We start from the raw sequence: 12,734 nt of genomic DNA on the forward strand, positions 1-12,734 counted from the left end.
TGCAATTCGCGCGCGCGCAAACGCTACCACACGTTCCAAATTACAGCAGCGATAAAATTTCTTTTTTGCACGATAAAAATTCAGGTGTAAGCGCAAAAGAATCGGCATGCATTGACGAATCGTGAGTGGGAACATGAACCTCACCAACTATAGTATGCGCCGTAGTGGGTACAGGTTGATCTAAAAGAGCACCATCAGTTTTTTTGGATATACTTCCTAACACATACACGCGCGATGCCATGGTAGCCGCTTCGTCTACATCGTGCGTAATCGCAAGCGTTGCAATGCCTAAATCGTGCGCAATATCGCAATACCAGCTTCGCATAGCAACGCGCGTAAGCGCATCAAGTGCCGAAAAAGGCTCATCCAGCAAAATACAATCGCTTCCCATAAGATAGGTACGCAAAAAAGCAGCGCGCTGACGCATGCCGCCCGAAAGCTCGTGCGGCCACTTATATTCACAACCCGCCAAGCCAAAGCGCTCAAAAAGTGGCTGAGCTTGACCGTAGGCTTCTGCTTGCGCAACACGGCGCAAAGTAAGTGGAAGGCAAACATTATCAATAATGCGTTTATGCTCCAAGAGCAAGTCTTTTTGGAACATGTAAGAAACATGCCCGGGATGTCCCGTAATATCTTTTCCATGAAAAAACACCTGCCCCATCACAGGCGTCATAAGTCCTGACAACGCATGTAAAATGGTTGTTTTACCACAGCCCGATCTTCCCACCAAACACACCAACTCGCCTTTTGCCACACGGATGTTAATGTCTGCAACAACCACCGAGCGCCACTGCTGTTCATCAGATGCATCTGCATTTTGACGTGCGCTGCGTTTTGAAGCAAAACATAGCAAACGTCCATGACGTGAGGAGGGCATCTGTTGCCACGAAAGATAGAGATGTTGCGCCATAAGTGTAGGCGTATCAGTTTGTTCATTCATATGCATTCCAACTTACGTATACAAGCAAACCTGCATGTGTTCATACGTAAACGCGCATATAAACACATGCAAGCAAACGGGCGCACATAAAAGCTCTACGCCTGTGCCAGTGCGCCCAAAGTCTTCGATATCACCAGTTATGCGTTAATAAAGTCCATGGTAAAGCCCTTATTAACATCAATGGGGTGATTTACCAGCTTGTTGTCATTAAGCCACTGGAAATATCTTGACCAACGGACAGGATCGATAACGCCCCAGGTTTGTGCGTCGTCGATATACTTTTTAGACAAGAAGTGCTGGCTTTCACGTACCAATGCTGGATCAAGCTCTTTAACAGCATCGCACAAAATTTGTGCTGCACCATCTGGATCTTCAACCGCGTCAGTGTAACCTTTGCTACAAGCTTTAACAAAGTTTTGTACCAAGCTGCGATTGTCGTCACTTTCCTGCATAAAGTTGCTGTTAACGGTAAGCACGGGTGTATAAAAGTCAAACACTTCGTCCATGTCGTTAAACGCAAAATAATTGATATCATAATTTTGAACATGCGCGTTTTGAACGCCCCAGCCTTCAAACACCCACACGCAATCGTACAATTTTGTCTTAAGTCCTTGAACTTCATCGGTTGTTGCATCGGCAGGAACCATCTTAATTTTTGAAAAATCACCGCCGTCTTTTTCTACAACATGTTTTACGGTAGCTTGCTCAATAGGCATATTCCATGTTGCATAGGTGTGGTTTTGCATAAATTTAGGAGACGTAATACCGTCTTCTTTTCTACTCATAATACCTGATGTATTGTGCTGGATAATAGCAGCCACAGCCTCAATAGGAACAGGATTGTCGCTTGCAAGCGTATTAGCAATAAAGTCTTGATAACTAATACCTAATTGTGCCTGGCCAGAACCAATCATGGCCTCAGCACCATCTTCTGCTGGCTGTACAATTTCTATATCAATACCTGCGTCTTTAAAGTAGCCTTTTTGTTGTGCAACATATATACCTGTATGGTTAGTATTAGGAGTATAGTCCAAGCAAAATGTAATCTTAGTAAGCTTTTTGGGCTCATCGCTGTTACCTTTGCTTGAAGGAGCGCTGTTTTGTGAGCAGCCAAACAGTGAAAAACCTGCAAATGCCGAAGCCGCCGTTCCAATAAATGCACGACGAGTTAATTGAGAAGCCATACTACTTCCTTTCTACCTTTTTCCAAGGCATACATATACGTTCAAGTGCGCGAACCGCACCCATTAATACCAAAGAGAGCGCCGAGGTTAAAAATATAACGGCAAACATTTTGTCGTAAGAAAACGACTTACGAACGCGAATCATGTACACGCCCAACCCTGATACGCCTCCCAGCCACTCGGCAATAACAGCGCCGATAATGGCATAGGTTGCGCTAATGCTTAATCCACTAAAAAAGTGACTGAGCGCGCATGGGAGTTTAACGTGCAAAAATACCTGCCACGGGCGTGCGTTCATAATTTTCATGAGGTTGATAGTTTCGGGGTCAACCGATGCAAAACCGCTCACCAGCGAGATAGTAATGGGGAAAAATGTGGTGATAATAACTAACACAACCTTAGGCAATAAATCGTAGCCAAGCCACAACACCAAAAGCGGAGCAATGGCAATAGTTGGAATAGTTTGTGAAATGGTGATAAGTGGATTAAGTGCTGCGTGAATAAACGGCGAGGAATCCATAAGAATTGCAACAATAAATCCCAAGACACAGCCCCAAAATAAGCCCAAAATTGCTTCGGTCATGGTGGTGATGCCGTGAGTATATAACAAGTTTTGATCGCGGATAAGTGCGCGCAAAACCTGCAGTGGGCTTGGCAGCAAAAAGTTTGCAATAACTCCTGTATCAACCGCAACTTCCCAGATAAAGATGAGCAGCAGCGTTACTACCACAGGAATTACTATTTGTTTTGTTGGTGCTAACTTACGAAATTCCATCTTACTATCAATCGACGTGTGAAATAGATACTAAATACACAATATTTGAGCGTATTTGATACTCATACAGGTATATGCATGAATGTACGCATTTACGAACTAAGCTGCGTTGTAGTATTATGCTTGGTATAAGGAGATAATTTTTGCGCAGTTGAGAGCACTTCACCTTGAGGATGATAGTTGATTTTTACGTACGTCATCATTGAGTGACAACCCGCTTTTGCACCAACAAGCGGACAATTTTTAACAATTTCTAAGCATTGTTCGTAAGAGCCTTCAATGGTGGTTTCAAAGGGGGCAACAAAATAATTTACACCCGTCGAAGCAATGTAGGCAATTACGGCATCTACCTGCTTACATACTGCTTCATCATTTTTGGCGTCCATGGGTAAAAATTGAATTGCAACGGAACATTCCATGTACAACCTCACCTTCTTTTGCATGGCATTACGGTTACCAAGGAATCGCTACACATATGATGCAAAAACAAACCCATGCTCAAAGCAAGGTGTACGCATGTTCTTATATAAGATTCCTACGCTGGTATTGTCCAGATCAGGTACGGTCAGATGCTGGCATCTTTCTCAGCCTACCTCGCTGTAAGCTCCCAAATTTAGATTAGCTTAAATTGAACACGTGATCGTGCATAAACTTGATATGCCACGCAAATTACAAAAACATAGAAATAACGACGTCGTCGACAGCACCTTGGTAACACGCTAATCAACACTTTTAAGCGATTCGACCATATCAATACGATTTAGTTTTGGCGTCATAACCAACAAAATAAGTCCAGTAAATACCAGCGTCAACACAAAAGCAATCACAAAGCTTTCAAGATGAATAGTTCTGCTGAACATGATATAATCAACCTCGGCCGTTGCTACTACAAAGCGTTCAAGATATACGCCTACGCCCAAACCACACACATCGCCTAACAGCGACAACAAAAATACTTCTCTAAAGATATAGGCATATATTTCGCGCTTGGTAAAGCCCAAAACTTTAAGGCTTGCAATTTCGCGCAGGCGCTCCTCGATATTGATGTTAGTAAGGTTATACAAAACGATAAACGCCAATAAAATGGCAGAAATAATTAGAACCGCTACCACATAATCAACTACCGAAATCATATTGCGGTATAAAGAAATGGTTTCGTCTGAAAACGCAACAAGTGAAACATCGTCACAACTGTGCAGCTCACTGGCAATATTTTGTTGCTGATCACCAGGTTTAAGATCGGGCGCTTGAATAAAGAGCGTTTCATACATAACAGGTGACGATGAAATCTTGGCAAAAATTGTTGGTGCAATATAAACGGTAGTACCTACGTAATTTTCGCATATTCCCGTAATAGTAAGTTTATGGCCAGCGCCAACTGAATTTCCCACTTTATCACGGTCGAAAAGCACAAGTGTATCGCCAACATGTAAGTGATGAAGTGTTGCCAGCTTTTCGCTGATAACAACGCTTGAGTCATCAAAGGGAACTTGTTTACCACTGATTCGATTTTTAAGCGTAATTGTCTGATTAAAAATATCCAGCGATTGCGGAACAACAACGTCTACATGCGTTACAGAAAGCGCGTCATCTTCGCCTTTTGCCGACATATGCGCCGTATGCACACGATCGATATGCTCAATTTCTGGATGCTGGGTAAGCACGTCTTTAACATGCTGTACATCCAGATCGTTGGCATGATCATTTAAACCAACTGTCATCTGATAATGGGTAATGTCTACATACTGTTTATTGATAATATCCCAAATGGCGTCATGTAAACCAAAGCCTACCAGCAATAAAGCGGTACAACCTGCAATGCCAATAACAGTCATAAACAAGCGTTTTTTATACAAAAAGAGATTTCTAAGCGTTACTTTCCACGAAAACGAAATGCGGCGCCATAAAGGACGAATACGCTCAAGAAGAATACGTTTTCCTGCCTTGGGAGCGCGCGGAAGCATAAGCGGAGCAGGCTGCTCGCGCAAACTTGAAAGCACCGAACAAATGGTTGCAATGAGCGTAATGCCTATACCCAATCCCGCAGAAAAGACTGCTACGTCGGCTTTTATGGGAAGCGGTGGTGACAACAGTGGAATGGCATAAATTACTGAGTACGCCTTCATAATAATAAGCGGCAAAACTTGGCATAAAACGCCAACGCCTAAAACAGAGCCAATACCAGCAGCCAGTAACGCGTATATCAAATATTTTGTTGCAATTTGTATAGTAGAGTAGCCCAATGCTTTATAGGTGCCAATAAGTATGCGCTCATCCTCCACCATGCGTGTCATAGTGGTAAGCGAAACAAGAGCTGCTACCAAAAAGAACATAAAAGGAAATACACGAGCTAACGCGTCCATGCGCTCGGTATCGGCATGGTAAATAGCAGCGCCTTCGTGTTGAGACCTGTCTAAAATGTACATGTCAGGAAGATCGGTTGTGTCAATCGTTTCTTGTGCATCATCGAGCTGCTTTTGAACGGTAGCAAATTTGTCATCGAGTTCTTGTTTGCGCTGTGCAAGCTCACGCGCACCCTCATCATATTTCTTTTGACCTTCTTGCAGACGAGTGTATGACGCATCAAGCTTTGCCTGGGCTTGTGCAAGCTCTTGCTCGGCATGTTCCAATTTTTTATCTGCCACAGCGCGTTCATCTTGTAGCTTTGCTTTTGCCGCAAGTAATTGTTGCACTCCTGCAAGCCCTTGTTGCAAACCTTGCAACTGCTCATCAGGCGATACAGTTTGCTTAGATAACGAAGACGCAGCTTGCGAAAACAGCGCATGAGGCGCGCGCAGGCGAGCGACACGATTTGAACTTGTGTTTTGAGCAGAGCGATCGCTTGCAAAAGGCGTCGTATCTAGAGTTGAAAGCTGTTTTTGCGTTGCGGCATCCTCAACCTGCTTAGATCCCGTAGTTTGTCCTTCTTGCGCGCGGAGCTTAAAGTCTTGTATGCGTTGTTGCAAGACAGTTTGAGCTTGCTCAAGTGAAGAAACATCCATCCCTTGTGCGCGAAGTGTTGATAACAAAGTTTCCTCTTGCGTGGCAAGACGCGTTTGAGCTTGAGACAATTTGTTTTGTGAGGCAGCCTTTTGTGATTCAAAAGCTTCTCGCGACGCTTTTAACTTGCTTGTACCTTGTGTGTATTTGCGCCATGAGTCCTGCAGCGTGCGATGTTTGCGTGCAAGCTCAGATTCGCCTGCCTCTAGCTTTTCAAATGCTTCATCTTTTTGCTGTTCAAACTCGGTCTTTTTTTCGTTAAGCTTGCTTTGTGCAAGCTCTTGTACCTCGTGTTGGCGAAGCACGCTCATACGGTCTTTTTGAGCTTCAAGGCGCTCTTTAGTAGCACCTACGATGTTTTTGTATGCATCGCTATTACTTTGAACACTATCAGCACCCTCAACGCTTATATACAGCTCGGTATAGGGGAAATCCTGCTGAAACGTGGATGTTGGTACAAAAATATATTGATCAATAGAGCCCGAACCAATGGTTGTAGATCCAAAACTTCGCGTGTAGGGATATAAGGGCGAGGTTATGGTTCCAACCACGCGCAAATGTCTGGTAGAAAAAATTTTATCAAGGTCTTCATTTGCCGAGGTAATGTCAACAATATCGCCTTCACTCAATTGTGCATGAGGAGCATATGCCGCCGCCAAACATTCGTCAGGTGATTGCGGAAGCCTTCCTGTTACCAATTGAAAACGATTAAGAAAATCATAGGAAGAATCCTTAGCAGCGTATGCATGTTCATCAACAAATTGTTGCGCCATCGTAGTGTCAAACGAAGAAACACGCACTGCTACCTGCGTATCATTCATACGCGCAATAGCGTCAACCGTATGATTGGGCATGCAAGCGCGCACGCCTTCTACATCGTCAAATTGATGAATATCGTCGTTAGAAAAACCAAGGGTTGAAATAAGGCGTATATCCCATACATTGTTATCGTCGTAATAGGTATCCATGGCCTGACGCATGTCGGGACCTGTCATCATAAGCCCTGCAAAAAATCCCGTACCTAAGGCAACTATTGCAACAATAGCCAAAAAACGGCTCAGTGTAGTATGTATAGTCCGCAAGGTTTGATGAAGAAGCGGTGCAATTCTTTTGAGCACTTCATCACCTTACCATTCAACATCGAGGGCATCACGAGGGTGATCGTGTATTTCTATAGACTGCGCACTCCCCTCGTGAACATGAATAACGCGATGCGCGATTTCGGTAAATGCGCTGTTGTGCGTAACAATGGCAACCGTTTTTCCTGTGTTAATACAGGTGTCTTGTAACAATTTAAGAATCTGTTTGCCCGTTACATAATCAAGGGCGCCCGTAGGCTCATCACATAAGAGCAGCTGAGGATTCTTGGCAAGCGCACGAGCAATTGCCACACGCTGCTGCTCACCACCAGAAAGCTGCGCGGGAAAATTGTGCATACGTTTTTCTAGGCCAACTTGTTTGAGCACATCGGCTGCTGGCAAAGGATGTTTACAAATTTGACTAGCAAGCTCTACGTTTTCGAGCGCAGTGAGGTTTTGAACCAAATTGTAGAACTGAAACACAAAACCAATAGCATGCCTTCTATACAGGGTAAGCTCGCGTGCATTGAGTCCACTAATTTGTTTACCTGCAAGCTTAATGGTTCCCTCTGTTGGAGAATCCATACCGCCGAGCATATTCAAAACGGTTGTTTTACCTGCACCCGAAGCACCAACGATGACCACAAGCTCGCCTTGTTCCATAGTAAAGTTCATATGATGAACTGCATGAACTTCGCAATCGCCCATATGATAGGTTTTAGAAACATCTTTGAACTCAACAAATGCCACCGCGCACTCCTTATGTGCTCAGCGTACACGCTTAGCTGCTTTGCACAGCAAGCATACACACGCTTTCGCCGAAGATAACCCTGTTAGTGCATATACACAATACCTTGCTTAACTTTTTCCATGGTATCGTGATCAGCTAATTCTTCAATAAGCGCCAAGCCTAAATCGACGCACGTACCAAGCCCTTTACTGGTAAAAATGTTACCCGTTTTAACATAGCTATCTTGCACAACAACAGAGCCACACTCGCGCAAAACATCCTGAAAACCAGGATTAGACGTTGCACGCTTATTCTCAAGCAATCCCAAGCGTGCAAATACCGAAGGAGCAGCGCAAACTGCTGCCAAAAGCTTGCCTTGCTTGTGATGGTTTACCACTGCGTCACAAAGCTTTTTGTTTTCTTGCAGATTTGTAGTTCCTGGGAGTCCTCCGGGCAGGAAAAGTAAATCGTAATTATCAAACGAAAAATCTGGATCGTCCAAAGCATAATCGCAGGTAAGCTCTACGTTATGAGAAGACACAATGCTGCGCGTAGGTGCAACGGCAACTTTGTCGCACGCAATAGAGGCTCTAAATAACAAATCGTAAATAACAAGTGCTTCGCATTCCTCGACACCTGGCGCTAAAAAGAGAGCTACACGTGGTTGAGTCTTTGACATATTGTCCTCCCATACTCTTAGTATAAAGGTGCGCGCAAGCAGACGCGCGCAGCTGTTACACGCTCACTTATCACAAACAGATAAACTTGTAACAAGTTTTAATGTACTTCTATGGTATTACTCCAAATGAAGTTCGCGTCTAAACACAATTAGAATCCATATTGAAATCAGGGCTGCAATACCTGCCGAAACAGGAGCGTTAAGCCACAGTCCCAATAGACCAAGCGGCTTAAGCGCAAAAAGCACCGCAAGTGGCAACAACGTAACCATGCAAAATGACAACAGCGATGCAAGTTTGGTTTTTTCGACCGCGGTAAGCAAGCTTCCACACGCAAGCGGAAACCAGCGAAATACATATGAAAGCGCATAGAATCTAAATGCATCGCGTGACATAACCAGTATGTCTTGTGAAACATCAACCATGAATAAACGCGCGCATTCATCGGGAAACACTGCCATAATAGCGGCGAGCAGCAGCGCAATAGCACAGACCGTTGAAAATACGTACTTTTCGATCTGTTTAATACGATCGTAGCGGCGCGCTCCCCAGTTGTAGCCTACGGCAGGCTGCAAAGCGTCGCAGATTCCATAAATCAAAGGATAAATAAAACTTCCCGCAAAGATTAAAAAGCCGTAGACCGATACAGCGGCAGTTCCTCCTGCTATCATCAACTCTACATTTAAGAAAATAACGGTCACACGCCCTGCGACGTCGTTTAAAAACGCAGGCGTTCCACTTTGAACAATTTCTTTAAGCAGTGCATACGAGAATTGAGGCTTAACAAATTGAAGTAACATTTTTTTGGCCATAAAAGGAATGAGCGCACACACAGACCCCAGGCTTATTGCAATTGAAAATGCAAGAGCGGCGCCAAGGGTGCCTAAATGCCAAAAATAGAGCATAGAAAATTCTAAAATGCAGCCAAAAAGAGAGGTAAACGCGTTAAGCGCAAAACTGCTTTTAACCTTGCCGCAAATGCGCAGATAGTTGTCAACCGCAAACAAAATGGTGCCCAAGGGCGCAAATAGAGCAAACATCCGCAAATAATCGGCTGCCATATCACGAAGCGTTCCATATGCCCCCATCAGTTCCATAAGCGCTGGCGCCAAAAACCAAAAGAGCGCACCAATGAGCCCACCACCAGCTAAAATCATCAAAATACCGCAGGTAAAAATATTATTTGCGCGGTGCGTGTTTCCTTCACCTAAGCTAATTGAAATAGGAACAGACGAGCCAACTCCCACCATATCGCCAAATGCAAACAGCATAATAACAAATGGCATGGCCAAGTTGATTGCCGCAAACGCCTCTTCACCTAGAATCTGTCCTACAAAAATACCATCAGCAATTTCATAAATTGCCGAAGAAAGCATGCTTAAAGCACCAGGAATTGCCGCAATGCAAAAGAGTTTCCACGGATGATAGGTAATAAAAAGCTCGTGCGACTTTTGAAAATTTTTGGAATTATACTCGTCTAACTCATTTTTCGCAAGTACGTTTTCCGTGAATGGCTTGTCATCTATATTTTTTTCATGTGGATGTTTTGTATATAATTGTTCGCTCTCAGACTGCATCATTCAAAAATCCTTTCGCACAGCCCGTTTAACTTGTGCAGAAAATCTGTTGTGTTCCTCTACTTAATCCTAAGTTTACCTGTTATAAGCCTATCATGACTCGTTACTTTTTTATAGATAAAAAAATATTTGAGTTTTTCTCATAAAACCATTGTGCCTTTGTATACAATATATCTGTTGTATATAGGACTATGTTACTGAGAGTCTCATCACCATAAAACTTATTTTCTAAAACCACTCAGCTATTGTGTGTAATATTGAGGCTGATTTTTGGTAAATTAAGTAGAGTTAAGTAACATACTAGCAAGGAGCGTGTCCAATGAAAGAGGCATGGCGTGGATTTACTGGTGGAGAGTGGACTCATCTTATTGACGTTCGCGACTTCATCCAAAAAAACTACACTCCCTATAGCGGAGATGAGTCGTTTTTAGCTGGACCTACCGAAGCTACCACTAAGCTTTGGGCAGAAGTAATGGATTTATTCAAACAAGAGCGTGAACATGGTGGCGTTCTTGATATGGATACCAAAATTGTTTCTACCATTACCAGTCATCCAGCAGGATACATTGACAAACCATACGAGCAAATTGTTGGTTTGCAAACGGATAAACCTTTGAAACGTGCCTTGATGCCAAATGGTGGTATTCGTATGGCAGTTTCAGCTTGCAAAAGCTACGGTTACGAAGTAGATCCTGATTTAATTAAGTTCTACACTGACCGTCGTAAGACTCACAATGCTGGCGTTTTTGACGTATACACGCCCGAGATGCGCGCTTGCCGTCACTCTCACATTATTACTGGTTTGCCCGATGCTTACGGTCGCGGTCGTATCATTGGTGATTACCGTCGTCTTGCACTTTATGGTCTTGATCGCCTTATCGAAGAAAAAGAAGAAGAGAAGGCAAACACTCACACCACGATGGATGAGGAAACCATTCGTCATCGTGAAGAGCTTTCTGAGCAAATTCGTGCCCTTAAAGAAGTTAATGTTATGGCCGGCGAGTATGGATTTGATGTTTCAAAACCTGCTCAGAACTTCAAAGAAGCTGTTCAGTGGCTGTACTTTGCATACCTTGCATCTGTTAAAGAGCAAAATGGTGCTGCTATGTCGTTTGGTCGTACGTCAACGTTCCTCGACATCTATGCCGAGCGTGACCTCCAAGAAGGCACCATTACCGAGAGCGAAGTTCAGGAAATTATCGACCACCTTGTTATGAAACTTCGTATGGTTAAGTTTGCACGTACTCCCGAGTACAATGCACTCTTCTCAGGCGACCCACAATGGGTAACCGAGTCCATTGGTGGTATTGGCATAGACGGTCGTCCTATGGTTACCAAGAACTCCTTCCGTTTCCTGCACACACTTGAAAACATGGGAACAAGCCCCGAGCCAAACTTAACCGTTCTTTGGTCAACGCGTCTTCCCGAGCCGTTCAAACGTTATTGCGCAAAGATTTCTATCAACACCTCGTCAATTCAGTATGAAAACGATGACCTTATGCGTGTTTACCACGGCGATGATTACGCAATTGCTTGCTGCGTAAGCTCCATGGTTGTAGGTAAGGAAATGCAATTCTTTGGCGCTCGTGCAAACCTTGCAAAGTGCCTGCTTTACGCTATCAATGGTGGTCGTGACGAAATTACCGGTGAACAGGTAGGACCTCGCTTCCGTCCTGTAGAAGGCGATTATCTGGACTACGATGACGTCATTCAAAAGTACCATGACATGGTTTACTGGTTGGTAAGCGTATACGTTAATGCTCTTAACGTTATTCACTACATGCACGATAAATATGCCTATGAGCGCATTCAAATGGCGTTCCACGATGAGCATATTCACCGCTGGTTTGCAACAGGTATTGCTGGTCTTTCGGTTGTTGCCGACTCACTTTCTGCAATTAAATATGCAAAGGTTAAAGCTATCCGCGATGAAACCGGCCTGGTTACCGACTTCAAGATTGAGGGCGACTATCCTAAATATGGTAACGACGATGACCGCGTAGACAGCATTGCTCGCGATGTAGTTGAATACTTTATGAAACAAATTCGTAAATTCAACTGCTACAGAAATGCAGTTTCTACAACTTCTGTGTTAACTATTACATCTAATGTTGTATACGGCGAAAAAACGGGTAATACTCCTGATGGTCGTCGCGCAGGAACTCCATTTGCACCAGGAGCCAACCCTATGCACCAGCGTGATACACACGGTGCGGTTGCATCTCTTGCGTCTGTTTCTAAACTTCCTTTCCGTGATGCAGAGGATGGTATATCAAATACCTTCTCTATCGTTCCAGCTGCTTTGGGTAAGAGCGGTGACGTCATGTTTGGTGAGTGCGACATGTGCGAGATGAAAGAGTTAGACGATGTTTCAAAGATCGACTTTAAGACAGCCGACTTTACCATCGAAAACAAACCTGATTGCGCATGTGCTGCAGATGCAAGTGCAAAAGAAGGATGCGAAGACAACAAATAAAGGGAGCACCGTGTAATCGGTGTATAAGAAGGGAGCGTTGCTATGGCAGCATCTAAAGAGCAAGTCGACAACCTCGTCAGCATGATTGACGGATATGCCGAAAAAGGTGGTCACCACCTAAACATTAACGTATTCAACAGAGACACTTTGCTTGATGCACAGGCTCATCCTGAGAAATATCCTCAGCTTACCATTCGTGTTTCTGGTTATGCCGTTAAGTTCACCACACTTACTAAACAGCAACAGGACGACGTTATTTCTCGTACGTTCCACGAAGCTCTTTAATAAGTCTAAAC

10 protein-coding genes are annotated in these 12,734 nt (G+C 43.9%); 2 read left to right on the forward strand and 8 right to left on the reverse strand.

All coding sequences use genetic code 11. The features are described 5' to 3' along the window. Positions 1 to 40: 40 nt before the first annotated feature. From AC1DBT_RS05510 to AC1DBT_RS05545, 8 genes are all read right to left on the reverse strand, one after another. On the reverse strand, positions 41 to 940 hold the full coding sequence (locus AC1DBT_RS05510) for an ABC transporter ATP-binding protein (RefSeq protein ID WP_480018936.1): 900 nt from the start codon (positions 938 to 940) through the stop codon (positions 41 to 43). 137 nt (positions 941 to 1,077) lie between these two features. Next, complete coding sequence (locus AC1DBT_RS05515; RefSeq protein WP_480018937.1) at positions 1,078 to 2,124, reverse strand: ABC transporter substrate-binding protein; 1,047 nt, start codon at positions 2,122 to 2,124, stop codon at positions 1,078 to 1,080. 1 nt (position 2,125) lies between these two features. Continuing rightward, the gene (locus AC1DBT_RS05520) at positions 2,126 to 2,899 is read right to left on the reverse strand and encodes an ABC transporter permease (protein ID WP_480018938.1); all 774 of its coding nucleotides are present in this window, start codon (positions 2,897 to 2,899) and stop codon (positions 2,126 to 2,128) included. Positions 2,900 to 2,991: 92 nt separating this feature from the next. After that, positions 2,992 to 3,318 carry a thiamine-binding protein gene (locus AC1DBT_RS05525; protein WP_480018939.1) on the reverse strand — a complete coding sequence of 109 codons (327 nt, stop codon included), beginning with the start codon at positions 3,316 to 3,318 and terminating at the stop codon, positions 2,992 to 2,994. A 300-nt stretch (positions 3,319 to 3,618) separates the two neighbouring features. After that, complete coding sequence (locus AC1DBT_RS05530) at positions 3,619 to 7,017, reverse strand: FtsX-like permease family protein (RefSeq protein WP_480018940.1); 3,399 nt, start codon at positions 7,015 to 7,017, stop codon at positions 3,619 to 3,621. A 9-nt stretch (positions 7,018 to 7,026) separates the two neighbouring features. Further along, positions 7,027 to 7,728 carry an ABC transporter ATP-binding protein gene (locus tag AC1DBT_RS05535; RefSeq protein WP_061103021.1) on the reverse strand — a complete coding sequence of 234 codons (702 nt, stop codon included), beginning with the start codon at positions 7,726 to 7,728 and terminating at the stop codon, positions 7,027 to 7,029. An 83-nt stretch (positions 7,729 to 7,811) separates the two neighbouring features. Further along, on the reverse strand, positions 7,812 to 8,387 hold the full coding sequence (locus AC1DBT_RS05540; RefSeq protein ID WP_480018941.1) for a DJ-1 family glyoxalase III: 576 nt from the start codon (positions 8,385 to 8,387) through the stop codon (positions 7,812 to 7,814). Between the two features lie 117 nt (positions 8,388 to 8,504). After that, positions 8,505 to 9,965, reverse strand: coding sequence for an MATE family efflux transporter (locus AC1DBT_RS05545; protein WP_480018942.1), 1,461 nt, complete (start codon positions 9,963 to 9,965; stop codon positions 8,505 to 8,507). Positions 9,966 to 10,281: 316 nt separating this feature from the next. On the opposite strand from AC1DBT_RS05545, the gene pflB reads away from it, so the two are divergent. Then, the gene (gene pflB, locus AC1DBT_RS05550; protein ID WP_480018943.1) at positions 10,282 to 12,438 is read left to right on the forward strand and encodes a formate C-acetyltransferase; all 2,157 of its coding nucleotides are present in this window, start codon (positions 10,282 to 10,284) and stop codon (positions 12,436 to 12,438) included. Positions 12,439 to 12,480: 42 nt separating this feature from the next. Continuing rightward, the gene (gene grcA3, locus AC1DBT_RS05555; protein WP_480018944.1) at positions 12,481 to 12,723 is read left to right on the forward strand and encodes an autonomous glycyl radical cofactor GrcA3; all 243 of its coding nucleotides are present in this window, start codon (positions 12,481 to 12,483) and stop codon (positions 12,721 to 12,723) included. The last annotated feature ends 11 nt before the right edge of the window (positions 12,724 to 12,734 follow it).

The sequence above is a fragment of the Fannyhessea sp. C0108B2 genome, assembly GCF_056583915.1.